This window comes from Terrabacter aeriphilus, assembly GCF_039542985.1.
In the GTDB taxonomy this organism is placed as follows: domain Bacteria; phylum Actinomycetota; class Actinomycetes; order Actinomycetales; family Dermatophilaceae; genus Terrabacter; species Terrabacter aeriphilus.
In genome coordinates this window covers 87,128-100,094 of record NZ_BAABIW010000001.1, presented here as the reverse complement: position 1 = coordinate 100,094, position 12,967 = coordinate 87,128, and the positions used below count along the sequence as shown (strand labels likewise).

At 74.3% G+C, this 12,967-nt stretch carries 13 protein-coding genes; 4 read left to right on the top strand and 9 right to left on the bottom strand.

The window, feature by feature from the left end:
• The 5 genes from trpC to hisI all read right to left on the bottom strand — a co-directional run bounded on the left by trpC (window position 1) and on the right by hisI (window position 4,002).
• Window positions 1-828 carry an indole-3-glycerol phosphate synthase TrpC gene (trpC, locus tag ABD979_RS00465; RefSeq protein WP_345505452.1) on the bottom strand — a complete coding sequence of 276 codons (828 nt, stop codon included), beginning with the start codon at window positions 826-828 and terminating at the stop codon, window positions 1-3.
• A 5-nt stretch (window positions 829-833) separates the two neighbouring features.
• A complete protein-coding gene (locus ABD979_RS00460; RefSeq protein ID WP_345505451.1) occupies window positions 834-1,103 on the bottom strand; it encodes an HGxxPAAW family protein in 270 nt (89 codons plus the stop codon).
• Window positions 1,104-1,167: 64 nt separating this feature from the next.
• Window positions 1,168-1,752 (bottom strand): Trp biosynthesis-associated membrane protein, encoded by a 585-nt coding sequence (locus ABD979_RS00455; protein ID WP_345505450.1) that lies wholly within the window; start codon window positions 1,750-1,752, stop codon window positions 1,168-1,170.
• Window positions 1,749-3,332, bottom strand: a complete 1,584-nt coding sequence (locus ABD979_RS00450) for an anthranilate synthase component I (RefSeq protein WP_345505449.1) — start codon at window positions 3,330-3,332, stop codon at window positions 1,749-1,751. The genes ABD979_RS00455 and ABD979_RS00450 overlap by 4 nt, the downstream gene beginning before the upstream one ends.
• A gap of 277 nt (window positions 3,333-3,609) precedes the next feature.
• Window positions 3,610-4,002, bottom strand: coding sequence for a phosphoribosyl-AMP cyclohydrolase (hisI, locus tag ABD979_RS00445; RefSeq protein WP_345505448.1), 393 nt, complete (start codon window positions 4,000-4,002; stop codon window positions 3,610-3,612).
• Between the two features lie 31 nt (window positions 4,003-4,033).
• On the opposite strand from hisI, the gene ABD979_RS00440 reads away from it, so the two are divergent.
• Window positions 4,034-4,765, top strand: coding sequence for a hypothetical protein (locus ABD979_RS00440; protein WP_345505447.1), 732 nt, complete (start codon window positions 4,034-4,036; stop codon window positions 4,763-4,765).
• 87 nt (window positions 4,766-4,852) lie between these two features.
• On the opposite strand, the gene ABD979_RS00435 is transcribed toward ABD979_RS00440, so the two are convergent.
• From ABD979_RS00435 to ABD979_RS00425, 3 genes are read right to left on the bottom strand one after another with little or no spacing between them, the layout of a single operon-like run.
• The gene (locus ABD979_RS00435; protein ID WP_425583882.1) at window positions 4,853-6,658 is read right to left on the bottom strand and encodes an ABC transporter ATP-binding protein; all 1,806 of its coding nucleotides are present in this window, start codon (window positions 6,656-6,658) and stop codon (window positions 4,853-4,855) included.
• Window positions 6,659-6,660: 2 nt separating this feature from the next.
• Window positions 6,661-8,487, bottom strand: a complete 1,827-nt coding sequence (locus ABD979_RS00430; RefSeq protein ID WP_345505445.1) for an ABC transporter ATP-binding protein — start codon at window positions 8,485-8,487, stop codon at window positions 6,661-6,663.
• A 52-nt stretch (window positions 8,488-8,539) separates the two neighbouring features.
• Window positions 8,540-9,565, bottom strand: a complete 1,026-nt coding sequence (locus tag ABD979_RS00425; RefSeq protein ID WP_345505444.1) for a GNAT family N-acetyltransferase — start codon at window positions 9,563-9,565, stop codon at window positions 8,540-8,542.
• Window positions 9,566-9,590: 25 nt separating this feature from the next.
• Between ABD979_RS00425 and ABD979_RS00420 the strand changes: the two genes are divergently transcribed.
• Window positions 9,591-10,232 (top strand): TIGR03085 family metal-binding protein, encoded by a 642-nt coding sequence (locus ABD979_RS00420; RefSeq protein WP_345505443.1) that lies wholly within the window; start codon window positions 9,591-9,593, stop codon window positions 10,230-10,232.
• Window positions 10,233-10,270: 38 nt separating this feature from the next.
• Here ABD979_RS00420 and hisF read toward each other — a convergent pair whose 3' ends face one another.
• On the bottom strand, window positions 10,271-11,044 hold the full coding sequence (gene hisF, locus ABD979_RS00415; protein WP_345505442.1) for an imidazole glycerol phosphate synthase subunit HisF: 774 nt from the start codon (window positions 11,042-11,044) through the stop codon (window positions 10,271-10,273).
• A gap of 55 nt (window positions 11,045-11,099) precedes the next feature.
• Here hisF and ABD979_RS00410 point away from each other — a divergent pair, with 55 nt between their 5' ends.
• Together ABD979_RS00410 and ABD979_RS00405 are read left to right on the top strand one after the other, a co-directional pair.
• Window positions 11,100-11,687 (top strand): nucleoside/nucleotide kinase family protein, encoded by a 588-nt coding sequence (locus ABD979_RS00410; RefSeq protein WP_345505441.1) that lies wholly within the window; start codon window positions 11,100-11,102, stop codon window positions 11,685-11,687.
• A 2-nt stretch (window positions 11,688-11,689) separates the two neighbouring features.
• Window positions 11,690-12,886 (top strand): MFS transporter, encoded by a 1,197-nt coding sequence (locus ABD979_RS00405; protein WP_345505440.1) that lies wholly within the window; start codon window positions 11,690-11,692, stop codon window positions 12,884-12,886.
• The last annotated feature ends 81 nt before the right edge of the window (window positions 12,887-12,967 follow it).

Below are 12,967 nucleotides of genomic sequence, written 5' to 3'. Positions count from 1 at the left end.
TCACTCTCCTGCCGCGCCGGGGCGGGCCGTGGCCCGGACCGCGGACGCGGCGTCGATGAAGGCGCGGATCGCGGCTTCGGGGGCACCGTCCTTGACGAGCGCCTCGCCGACGAGCACGGCTCCGGCGCCCGCGCGGACGTAGGTCGCCACGTCGGCGGGGCCGGTCACGCCGGACTCGGCGACGCCGACCACACCGTCGGGGATGCGGGGCAGCAGTTCGGTGACGGTGCGGGGGTCGACCTCGAGGGTCTTGAGGTTGCGCGCGTTGACGCCGACGAGGGCCGGCCCGAGCGCGAGGGCCCGCTCCAGCTCGGCGGCGTCGTGCACCTCGACGAGGGCCGTCATGCCGAGCTCGCGGGCCTGGTCGTGCAGGTCGCGCATGAGCGCGTCGTCGAGCGCCGCGACGATGAGCAGGACGAGGTCGGCGCCGTGGGCGCGCGCCTCGGTCACCTGGTAGGCGTCGACCATAAAGTCCTTGCGCAGCAAGGGAGTCCGCACGGCCGCCCGCACCTCGTCGAGGTCGGCGAGGCTGCCGGAGAACCGGCGCTCCTCGGTGAGGACGCTGATGGCGCTCGCCCCGCCGGCGGCATACGACCTCGCCAGCAGGCCGGGCTCGGGGATGTCGGCGAGCGCGCCCTTGCTCGGGCTCGACCGCTTGACCTCCGCGATCACCGCGACGCCCTCGGCGCCCCGGATGCCGGGCATCGGGTCGAGGGCCGGGGCGACGGCCGCGAGCCGGCCCTCGAGCTCGGTCAGCGGCAGTGCGGCGCGACGGCGCCCGAGATCCTCGCGGACGCCGCCGATGATCCCGTCGAGAACCGTCGCCACGGGGCTCAGCTCTTGCCGAGGGTGGGGGCGCCGGCCTCGTCGGGGGCGTCGACGAGCGAGCCCGACTGCGCGTGGCGGGCCGAGCCGCCGTAGCCGGCCATCGACATGACGCGACCCGTGACGGCGCCGGCGACGATGACGACGGCACCGACGATCCCGAGCACGACGTTGGGCAGGAGCACCGCGACGGAGGCGATGGCCGAGCCGATCAGGATGATTCCCACGGCCGTCCAGGCCGCGACGCTGTGCCCGTGGTCCTCGTGCTGCTCTTCCATGGCGTCCTCTCTGGTCCGGTCGGCGGCACGCGTGCGCGCCGACCCGTTCGTGGCCTTCATTCTGTCAGGTCGCGTGGGGGTCGTCGCGCAGGGTCGGGTCACCGCCCTCGCTCAGCTCGTCCCACGTGGTGCGCACCTCGCCCCGCGGGCCGCTCGCGGGCTTGTCGCCGCGCTCGTAGCGACTCGACAGGCCCGCCCAGGACCTGCTCGACATCGCGGTCAGCACCGCGCCGACCACGAGCAGGAGCGAGAGGACGGCGGCCGCCCACACCCAGGCGGTGCTCGAGCCGGTCGCCGCCGGTGCGGTCGTGCGGGCCAGCTCGCGCGCCACGGCGTCGGCGACGGTGGCGACCGGGCGCAGCGCGACGAGCACCGTCATGGCTGCCGCGCCGGCGGCGGCGAGCACGAGCGCCCCCGCCGCGACGGTCCGGATGACGCGGCCGCCGGTCATGACGCCGAGCAGCGCCACGACGCACACCGCGAGGAGCCCGACGACGCCGGGCGCCGCGGCGCCACCGGTCACCGACGTGGCCGCGCTGCTCAGCACGTCGCGCGACTCGCCCGTCGCCCACGGCTGGGTGCTCGCGCCGAGCAGCAGCGCGGCGGGTCCGAGGACGGCGAGCGCCGCCGCCTTCTTCGACAGCGTCATGCGCCCCGGCCCCCGAGCGGGCGCAGGCCGGCCGCGGCGGCCACCGCGCGCAGGGCCGCGGCCGCCTTGGTGACCGTCTCCTCGAACTCGAGGTGGGGCACCGAGTCGGCGACGATGCCCGCTCCCGCCTGCACGTGGGCGCGCCCGTCCTTGATGAGCGCGGTGCGGATCGCGATGGCCATGTCGAGGTCGCCGGCGAAGTCGAGGTAGCCGACGACGCCGCCGTAGAGGCCGCGCCGCAGGCCCTCGTACTCGTCGATGAGCGCCATGGCCCGCGGCTTCGGGGCGCCGCTCAGGGTGCCGGCCGGGAACGTCGCGACGAGCGCGTCGTAGGCGCTGCGGTCCTCGCGCAGCTCACCGACGACGGTCGACTCGATGTGCATGATGTGGCTGTAGCGGCGCACCGACATGAAGTCGACGGTGTCGACGGTGCCCGCCCGGCAGATCCGCTGGAGGTCGTTGCGGGCCAGGTCGACGAGCATGAGGTGCTCGGCGCGCTCCTTGGCGTCGCCGAGCAGCTCCTCCGCGAGGTGGGCGTCGTGGTCCGGCGTCTTGCCCCGGGGGCGGGAGCCGGCGATGGGGTGGGTGATGGCCTGCCGGTCGGTCACCTTGATGAGCGCCTCGGGGCTCGAGCCGACGACGTCGTAGGCCGAGCCGTCGGGGTGCGGCAGGCGCAGGAGGTACATGTACGGGCTCGGGTTGCTGACCCGCAGGGCGCGGTAGACGTCGAGCGCGTCGGCGGGGCAGGGCACTGTGAACCGCTGCGAGACGACGATCTGGAAGGCCTCGCCGGCGCGGATCGCCTCCTTGGCCTGCTCGACCATGGACTCGTACTCCGACTGCGTGTGGCTGCTCGTCGGGCTGCTCGCTGCGGGCTCGATGGTGGCGACCGTGCTCGGGGCGGGGGCGGCGAGCTGCTCGACCATCCGGTCGAGCCGGGCCACCGCGTCGGCCCACGCGTCCTCGATGCGCTCGTCGGTGGCGTCGTGGTTCACGGCGTTCGCGACGAGCAGCAGGGAGCCGTCGCTGTGGTCGAAGACGGCGAGGTCGGTGGCGAGCATCATCGCGAGCTCGGGCAGGTCGAGCTCGTCGCGGCCGCCGTCGGGCACCCGCTCCCAGCGGCGCACGGCGTCGTAGGTGATGGCCCCGACGAGGCCGCCCGTCAGCGGGGGCAGCCCCGGGATGCGCGGCGTCGCGAGCGCGGCGACGACGTCGCGCACGGCGGCCGTGGGGTCGCCGTCGGTCGGCAGCCCGACCGGCGGGTCGCCGATCCAGTGCACCCGGCCGTCCCGCTCGGTGAGGGTCGCGGCGCTACGGGCGCCGACGATCGAGTAGCGCGACCAGACACCGCCGTGCTCGGCCGACTCGAGCAGGAAGGTGCCGGGCGCGTCCTGCGCGAGCTTGCGGTACACCCCGACCGGCGTCTCGGCGTCGGCGAGCACGCGGCGCACGACGGGGATGACGCGCCGGTGCTCGAGCGCGAGCTCGGTGAACACCTCGAGACTGGGCCAGGTCTGCCCCCACGTGAGGTCCGCGTGGGGCGTCGACGCAGCGGCGAGCGAGGTGTTCGAGTCGGGCACCGCCCCATTCTGGCCCACGGCATCACCCCTCGCCGCCACCCCTCCACCGTCGAGAGGCCATTGTGTGCGGGTGCATCACCGTCGAGAGGCCATTGTGTGCGGGTGCCTGACCGTCGAGAGGCCATTGTGTGCGGGTGCGTGACCGTCGAGGGGCCAGTTGTGGCGCGACGGACCGATATCCGAGCGGAGTCGTCAATGGTGGCCCCTCGACGGGTGAAGACCCGCGAAGTCTGGCCTCTCGACGGGTGAAGGCCCGCGAAGTCTGGCCTCTCGACGGTTAAGGGGTGGGTTGGGGTTCGCCGACGGTGGCCGGGAGGACCCGCGCGTCGAAGCAGGTGCGGTCACCGGTGTGGCAGGCCGCGCCGACCTGGTCGACCGTGACGAGCAGCGCGTCACCGTCGCAGTCGAGGCGCACGCCCTTGACCCACTGCGCGTGCCCGCTCGTGTCGCCCTTGCGCCAGTACTCCTGCCGGCTGCGCGACCAGAACGTCACCCGCCCCTCGCCGAGGGTGCGGCGCAGCGCCTCGTCGTCCATCCAGCCGACCATGAGCACGTCGCCCGTGTCGTGCTGCTGGACGACGGCGGCGACGAGGCCGTGCTCGTCGCGTTTGAGCAGTCCGGCGATCTGCGGGTCGAGCACGGGGTCGGTCGCATCGGTCGCATCGGTCACAGGGCCATTCTGCCGGTCGTACGCTCGGGCCGTGACCACGAGCCGGTATGCCGACGGCGCGCTGCTGCTGCCCAGCCCGCTCCTGCCCGGGCACGTCATGGACGACCTCGCCGTGTCGCTCGGCCGGGCCGGCCTGCCGGCCACGGTGGCCGCCCCGGACCTCGCGCCGGGCGAGGGCCCGCCGGACCTCGTCGACCGGTGGGCGCGGCAGGTGCGAAGCGGCACCGTCGTCGTCGCCCACAGCAACGCGGGCTACCTCGCACCGCACGTGCGCAGGGCCGCCGGCACGGGCGGTCCCGTCGTCTTCGTCGACGCGGCCCTGCCGCCGCCGTCGGGCCACCACCGCCTCGCACCGCCCGCCCTCCGCTCGTGGCTCGGCGAGCTCGCGGAGGACGAGGGCCTGCTGCCGCCGTGGACGCGCTGGTGGCCGAGGGAGGACCTCGAGCAGGCGCTTCCCACCGGGCAGTTCGACGACCTCGACCGCACGTGCCCCCGGCTGCCGCTGCGCTGGTTCGACACCACCCTGACCGCCCCGCCGGGGTGGGCCGCGGAGCCCGACGCCTACCTGGCGTTCGGCACGACGTACGCCGACGAGCGGGCGTTCGCCGCCCGCCGGGGGTGGCCGGTCGCCGACCTCGACGGCGGGCACCTGCACCTGCTCGCCGAGCCGGATGCCGTGGCCGACGCCGTCCTCGCCCTCGTGGCGCAGCTGTCGCGGGGCGCCGGCGCCCCGACACCCCCGCCCCGGCAACACACCGAGTAGGTCGCAACACACCGGCATCCGTTCCCGGTGGGTTGTGACCTCCACGGTGTGTTGCGAGCGGGCGCGCTCCCGGGATGGCCCGGCGCGTCAGACGGCCTGCTGCTGGGCCACCCAGGACTCGTGGAGCCTGGAGTAGACACCTCCGAGGCGCACGAGCTCGGTGTGGTGGCCGCGCTCGACGATGCGACCCGCGTCGACGACGATGACCTCGTCGGCCGCCTGGGCCGTCGAGAGCCGGTGCGCGATGGCGATGGACGTGCGGCCGCGGGTCAGCGAGTCGAGGGCGCGCTGCAGGCGCACCTCGGTGCTGGGGTCGACGGCCGACGTCGCCTCGTCGAGCACGAGCAGGTCGGGGTCGGCGAGGTAGGCCCGCGCGAGGGCGACGAGCTGGCGCTCCCCCGCCGACAGCGACTCGCCGCGCTGCCCGACGTCGGTGCCGAGGCCGAGCGGTAGGGTGGACACCCAGGCGTCGAGGCCGAGCTCGGTGAGGGTGAGCCGCACGTCGTCGGCGCTCGCCTCGGGCCGGCCGAAGCGGATGTTCTCGAGCAGCGTGCCGTCGAAGAGGAACCCCTCCTGCGGCACGAGCACGACGCGCGAGCGCAGCGACGAGAAGCGGACCGTGCCGAGGTCGACGCCGTCGAGCCGGACGACGCCGCTGCTCGGGTCCATGAGTCGCGTCAGCAGCTTGGCGAGCGTCGACTTGCCCGACCCGGTCTCCCCCACGATGGCGACCCGGCTGCGCGGGGCGATCGTCAGGTCGATGTCGTGGAGCACGGGCTCCCCACCGGGGTAGGCGAACCCGACTCCGTCGAACTGCACGGTGATGGGGCCGCGCGGCAGCGTGACCCCGTCGTCGCCCGGGTCGGAGACGTCGGCGGGCGTGTCGATGATGCCGATGACGCGACGCCACCCCGCGACGGCGTTCTGCATCTCGTTGAGGATCTCGGTCGCCTGCTGCACGGGCTGCGTGAAGAGGTTGACGAGGAAGAGGAACGCGAGCAGCTCGCCGAGGGTCAGGCTGCCGCGGGCCGCGAGCACCGTGCCGACGACGAGGACGACGGCCGTCGTGAGCCCCGACACGAGCTGGCCCGACGTGAAGGCGACGACGGAGCGCGCCTGCGCGCCGATCGCGGCCTTGCGGTGGGCCTCGATGGCCGTGTCGATGCGCTCGGCCGTGCGCTCCTCGACGCCGTAGGCGCGGATCGCCTGCGCCCCGACGACCGCCTCGGAGATGGCGCCGAGCATGTCGCCGACCCGCTCGCGCACCCGGGTGTAGGCCCGCCCGACGATGCCCTGGAACTTGCGGATGATGACGAAGAGCGGCACGAAGCAGAGCCACACGACGAGGCCGAGCAGCGGGCTGTAGACGACCATGAGCACCGTCGCGAGCGTGATCTGCGCGAGGTTGATGAGCAGCATGAGCCCGCCGAACTGCACGAACATCGAGATCGTGTCGACGTCGGAGGTCACGCGGGAGACGAGCGAGCCGCGCCGCTCGGTGTTCTGGGTCAGCATCGCCAGGTCGTGGATGTGGCGGAAAGCCTTGAGCCGCAATGTGGCCAGGCCGTTCTCGGACGACCGGAAGAGACGGATGTTGACGAAGTAGGCCGAGAACGCCGTCACGACGACGCCGACGAGCGCCACCCCGATGTAGGCCGCCACGACGCCGGTGTCGGGGCCGCCCTCGGCGAGGATGCCCTCGTCGGTGATGCGCTGCACGACGAAGGGCACGAGCACGCGCCCCAGCGTCGAGAGCACCGCGAGCAGCACGGTGACCCCGATGCCCTTGCGCAGCTCCGGCGAGAGCACGACGCCGCGCTTCAGCGTCTGCCACGTCGTCATCTCGGTGCCCGTCGCGACACCGTGGTGCTCGACGACCTGCTGGGAGCGCATGCTCATCGGGAGACCTCCTCGTCCGCCGCGATCGCGTCGCGCTCGGCGGCCTCGCGGGCGTATGCCGTGACGAGCCGTTCGTAGCCGACGCACCGCCCCAGCAGCTGGGCGTGCGAGCCGTGGTCGACGACGCGCCCACCCTCGAGGTAGACGACCTCGTCGGCGAGCAGGATCGTCGCCATCCGGTAGGCGACGACGAGGACGGTGGTGCCGCTGCTCGCCTCGCGCAGCCGACCGAGGATGGCCTGCTCGACGCTGGGGTCGACGGCCGACGTCGCGTCGTCGAGGATCAGCAGCTGCGGCTGGCGGATCACCGCGCGGGCCAGGGCGATCCGCTGGCGCTGGCCGCCGGAGAGGCTGGCGCCGCGCTCCCCCACGTGGGTGTCGAGGCCCTGCGGCAGCTTCTCGACGAAGCCGGTGCCCTGCGCCACGTCGAGGGCCCGCCACACGGCGTCGTCGCCGTGCTCGGCGCCGAGCGTGATGTTGCCCCGCACGCTGTCGTCGAACATGAAGGTCTGCTGCGCCACGAGGGCGGCGACCTCGCTGACCCCGCCGTGCCGCACCTCGCGCAGGTCGACGTCGTCGACGAGCACCGCGCCGCTGTCGGGGTCGACGAGCCGCATGACGAGGTTGGTCAGCGTCGACTTGCCGCTGCCCGTGGGCCCGACGACGGCGACCGTGGCGCCCGGCGCCACGTCGAGCGTCACGTCGACGACGGCGGGGTTGAGGTCGGCGTCGCCCGCCTCGTCCTCGATCTCGTAGGCGTAGGCCAGGCGCTCGGCCTGCAGGTGGCTCGCGGCGCCGGTCGGCAGCGACCGGTCGCCGAAGGCCATGCTCCCGGTCGCGTCGAGGACCGCGGAGACGCGGTTCCACCCGACGACCGCGCGGGGCAGCTCGGCGAGCACCCAGCCGAGGGCCCGCACCGGGAAGGCGAGGATGGAGAAGAGGTAGGCGATCTGCACGACCTCCGCAGCCGAGAGCAGGCCGCTGCGCACGCGGAGGGTCCCGACGAAGAGCACGGCCAGCGTGCCGACCGTCGGGATCGCCTCGATGGCCGGGTCGAAGCGCCCGCGGGTGCGGCCGACCTCGATGTTGGCGTCGCGCAGCTCGTGCGTGACCGCCCGGAAGCGCTCGGCCTCGTGGTCCTCGCGGCCCAGCGACTTGACGATGAGGGCGGCCTCGAAGCTCTCGTGCGCGACCTCGGACACGTCGGCGCGCAGCTGCTGGGCGCGCGTCACCCGCGGCGACATGGCGCGCTGGAAGGCGACGTTGGCGAGGAAGAGCATCGGGAAGACGGTGAGGCCGACGACCGCGAGCCACGGGTCGACGACGACCATCTGGACGATGCCGAAGACGAGCATGACGATGACGCCGAGGGCCATCGGCAGCGGCGCGAAGATGTTCCACGTCGCCTCGACGTCGGCGTTCGCGTTCGACAGCAGCTGCCCGGACGGGTGCCGGTGGTGCCAGCGCAGCGGCAGCCGGAGGTACTGGCGGGTGACGCGGCGGCGGTACATCGCGCCGAGGTTGTACATCGCCACGCCGCCGGCGATGCGCCGGCCGATGACGCCGACGATGGTCGTCAGCACGACCGCCGCCATGACCCCGCCGATGAACCACAGCTGCCCGGCCGTGACGTGCCGCGCCGCGATGGCGGGGGTCACCGCCTCGCGCACGACGTAGCCGATGGCGGCCGCGGTGAGGCTCGTCATGACGCCGTAGACGACGCTGCCGAGCACGGCGAGGGAGAACCAGCGCGGCTGGCCCTTGATGCCTCGGCCGATGACGGCGAGACCCTCCCGCAGGGTCGAGGTGGGCGGGACGTTCACGGTGCGCTGCTCCCCTGGTGTCGTGCCGATGTCGTGCCCGGTGCTCGACCCCTCAGCCTCTCACGTCACGCGCCCAGAGCCACTCCGCCCCCGGCTCGCCCGATGTCCCGCTCCCGGTCTCCTCGACCCGGGTGAACCCCAGCCGGGCCAGCACCCGGTGGCTCGGCACGTTGCCCGGCTCCGTGTGCGCCACGACCGACAGGCCGGCGGCCTCGAGCGAGCGCACCATGGCGGAGAGCACGTCGGTCATGAGCCCACGGCTGCGGGCCTCCGGCACGAGGCCGTAGCCGATCTCGACGACCCCGTCCTCCGGCGGCCCGAAGCAGCCGATCGAGCCGACGGCGAGCCCGTCGCTGCGCCGCACGACGTGCCGCGGGGACCACGCGTCGGGGTCACCCCTCATCATCCCGACGGCGTCGAGGTCGTCCTCGCGGGGGTAGCCCTCCGCCCAGTCGGCGCGCCGTTCACCCGCCCGCATGGCCACGGCCTCCGGGCCCGTGATCGGGACCAGCCGCGCCTGCCTCGTCTCGACCGGCCCCGCACCGATGGGCTGCGCGGGTGCGCCCGTGCGCACCCAGTGGCGCAGCACGCCGTCGCGCTCGTCCTCCAGCATGCCCCCGCGCGAGCGGATGGTGCGCGTGGACGCCGTGTTCTCGGCGTCGCACGTCACGAGCACCGGGTCGATGCCCCGGGAGGCGGCGAGCGCGAGCGCGAGACCCAGCGCCTCGCCCGCGACGCCCTGACGGCGCGACCCGGGCGCGACGGCATACCCGATGTGCCCGCCCTCGACGAGGAGCGAGGGGGTGAGCCCGTGGCGGACCGCGATGGTGCCGACGACCCGACCGTCGCGCACGATCCACCGGTTCGACGACGGCACGCGCCCCTCGGGCAGGGCCTCGTCGGGCCGCTCCATCCGGCCCAGCCAGTCGACCCACTCCTCGAACGCCTCCGGGTCGCGCAGGACGTCGCGGTCGCCCGGCCGGTAGCTCGACCCGTGCATGGTCTCGTCGCCGAAGTCGTCGACCATCGCCCACCACGAGTCGGCGAGGTCGACGGTCGGACGCACGAGCTCGATCACCGGGCGATCCTGACAGGATGGGCCCATGACGCGCCACGCCCTTTCCGAACGCCTCCTGCTCTGCGACGAGCTCGACCGGCTCGGCCCCGACGCGCCGACGATGTGCGAGGGCTGGGCGACCGGTGACCTCGCCGCGCACCTCTACGTCCGGGAGCACCGCCCCGACCTCGCCGCGGGCGTGCTGCTGCCCTTCCTGTCGGGACGGCTCGAACGCGAGCAGCGCCGGCTGGCGCACGGTGACCACGCCGCGCTCGTCCAGCGCGTGCGCGGTGGGGCGCCCGCGTGGAACCCGATGGCCCTGCCGAAGGTCGACGAGCTGGCCAACCTCGTGGAGTACTTCGTGCACCACGAGGACGTGCGCCGCGCGCAGCCGGACTGGCGCCCGCGCGACCTCGACCCCCGCCTGCAGGCCGCGCTGTGGTCGGCACTGCGGCGCACGGCCCGGCTGATGTTCCGCCGGTCGGCCACCGGCATCGTGCTCATCGCCGAGGGCCACGGCCGGTATGCCGCCAAGCTGCCCGACGAGCACGGCACCGTCGTGCTCCGCGGCACGCCGGCCGAGCTCGTGCTCTACGCGTACGGTCGCACGTCGGTGGCCCGGGTCGAGCTCGAGGGCGACGCCGACGACGTCGCCGCCCTGCACGACGCCGAGCTCGGCCTCGGCTGAGCTCCCGGAGCGCGCGTCCGCCCGCTCCGGCGCGGCGGTCAGCGCACGGTGATGCCGGCCGCGCGCAGCGCGTCCTTGACCTCGCCGACCGTCAGCTCGCGGAAGTGGAAGACGCTCGCGGCCAGCACCGCGTCGGCACCGGCCTCGACGGCGGGGGCGAAGTGCTCCACCCGGCCGGCGCCGCCGCTGGCGATGACGGGCACCGAGACGGCCGCGCGCACCCGGCGGATCAGCTCGAGGTCGAAGCCGTCCTTGGTGCCGTCGGCGTCCATCGAGTTGAGCAGGATCTCCCCCGCGCCGAGCTCCGCGGCCCGCGCGCACCACTCGACGGCGTCGAGGTCGACCGGCGTGCGCCCGCCGTGGGTCGTCATGACGAAGTCGTCGGTCGGCGTGCCGTCGTCGGCGCGACGGCGCCGCACGTCGGCCGACAGCACGAGCACCTGCGCGCCGAAGCGCGCCGCGATCTCGGCGACGAGCTCGGGGCGGGCGATGGCCGCCGTGTTGACCCCGACCTTGTCGGCGCCGGCCCGGAGCAGCCGGTCGACGTCGTCGACGGTGCGCACGCCGCCGCCGACGGTGAGCGGGATGAAGACCTGCTCGGCCGTGCGGCGCACGACGTCGTAGGTGGTCTCGCGGTCGCCGCTGCTCGCCGTCACGTCGAGGAAGGTCAGCTCGTCGACGCCCTGCTCGTCGTAGAGCTTGGCGAGCTCGACCGGGTCGCCGGCGTCGCGCAGGTTCTCGAAGTTGACGCCCTTGACGACGCGCCCGGCGTCGACGTCGAGGCAGGCGATGACTCTCGTGGCGACCGGCATGCCGACAAATCTAGGGCAGCGCCCGGGGCGCCCCCGGGTGGGTAGGGTCGCGCGCATGTGGGACGAGGTGACGCGGGAGCCCCGCCGGGAGCACGTCGAGGCGGTCGTGGCGCACGCCCTGCGGTCGGTTCCGCGGTGCGGCGACGTCGTCGTCGTCGCCCTCGACGGCCCGAGCGGTGCCGGCAAGACGACCCTGGCCCGCGGCGTCGAGCTCGCGCTCGCCGCCCACGGGCCGGTCTCCGTCGTCCACATGGACCACCTGTACCCCGGCTGGGACGGGCTGTCCGAGGCGCCGGGGCTGCTCACCACCGAGGTGCTCGAGCCCCTCTCGCGGGGGGAGCGCGCGGCATACCGGATCTGGAGCTGGGTGCGCGAGGAGTGGGCGGGCACGCGCGACGTGCCGCCGTGCCGCTTCCTCGTCGTCGAGGGGTGCGGCTCGAGCGTCGGCCCCGCGCGGCCGTATGCGGCGCTCGCCGTCTTCGTCGACGCCGACGTCGCGCTGCGGCACCGTCGCGGCGTCGACCGCGACGGCCCGGCGTACGAGCCCCAGTGGCAGCGGTGGGCCGACCAGGAGACGGCGCTCTTCGGTGCCGACTCGACGAGGGCGCGCGCCGACCTCGTGCTCGACACATCTAGTCTCTGAGAGTGCTGCGCCGAGACCGCGTCCTCCGCCCCCTGCCGCCCGTCTGGGTCATGGCGGTGGCCCTCGTGGCCGTCGCCGCCAACCTGCGGGTGGCGATCACGAGCGTGCCGCCGCTCCTCGACGCCATCTCGGCCGACCTCGGCCTCAGCCACGCGGCGGCCGGCGCCCTGACGACGCTGCCGGTCCTTTGCATGGGCCTCTTCGCGCCGGTCGCGAGCCGCATCGCGCACCACACGGGCGCGGCCGGGGCGGTGCTGCTCGCGGTGCTCAGCATCCTCGCCGGCACGCTGAGCCGCTTCGCCGGTGGCCACGTCGTCGTGCTCTACGCCGGCACCTTCCTCTGCGGCGTGGGCATCGCCGTGGCGGGCACGCTGCTGCCGCGGCTCGTCAAGACCTACTTCCCGCCCGAGCGCACGGGCCTCGTGACCGGCCTCTACATGCTGGCGATGATGGGCGGCGCCGCGCTCAGCTCGGCCGTGGCCGTGCCGCTCGCCGACCGGCTCGGCAGCTGGCAGGCCTCGCTCGGGTCGTGGAGCGTGCTGGCGCTCGTCGGCGCCCTGGCCTGGGGCCCGTTCACGGTGCGCGCCAACCCGCACCACACGCCGGGCGAGGAGGGGCCCGGCCGGCTGCCGTGGCGCTCGTCGACGGCGTGGCTCGTGGCGGGCTACCTCGCCCTGCAGTCCTGGTGCTTCTACTCCGCCGTGACGTGGCTCGCGCCGACCTACGTCGAGCAGGGCTGGTCGCGCGCGTCGGCCGGCTACCTCGCCGCGGCCTTCAGCGGCGCGCAGATCGTCTCGGGCCTGCTCGGGCCCGTGCTGAGCGACCGCGCGAGCGACATGCGCCGGCTGCTCCTGCCGGCCGCGGTGCTCGGCGTCATCGGCTCCGTCGGCATCTGGCTCGCCCCGACGGCCGCCCCGTGGCTCTGGGCCGTCGTCACCGGCCTCGGCCAGGGTGCCGCGTTCTCGCTCGCGCTCGTGCTCCTCGTGCGCTACGCCCGCACCCCCGAGGCGAGCGGTCGCCTCACCGGCATGGCCTTCCTCATCTCCTACGGCATCGCGTCGGTGGGGCCACTCGCGATGGGCCTGCTCCGTGACGTTACCGGCGGGCTCTCGCCCGTGTGGGGCGTGCTCGCGGTGATCGGCGTCGTGCAGGCCCTCGTCCTGCTCCGCCTGCGGCCGGACCTCCGCCGCGTCGAGTAGGCCGGTGACGCCGGACCTCTGAAACAGAGCAATTCGGACGAAAGCGCATACAAGGGACGATTTTCCTGGGCACAATGCTCG

Coding starts and splice junctions, on each gene's coding strand:
- ABD979_RS00460 (WP_345505451.1), bottom strand. CDS start 1,103: ATGGAAGAGCAGCACGAGGACCACGGGCACAGCGTCGCGGCCTGGACG.
- ABD979_RS00455 (WP_345505450.1), bottom strand. CDS start 1,752: ATGACGCTGTCGAAGAAGGCGGCGGCGCTCGCCGTCCTCGGACCCGCC.
- ABD979_RS00435 (WP_425583882.1), bottom strand. CDS start 6,658: ATGCGCTCCCAGCAGGTCGTCGAGCACCACGGTGTCGCGACGGGCACC.
- ABD979_RS00420 (WP_345505443.1), top strand. CDS start 9,591: ATGACGCGCCACGCCCTTTCCGAACGCCTCCTGCTCTGCGACGAGCTC.
- hisF (WP_345505442.1), bottom strand. CDS start 11,044: ATGCCGGTCGCCACGAGAGTCATCGCCTGCCTCGACGTCGACGCCGGG.
- ABD979_RS00410 (WP_345505441.1), top strand. CDS start 11,100: ATGTGGGACGAGGTGACGCGGGAGCCCCGCCGGGAGCACGTCGAGGCG.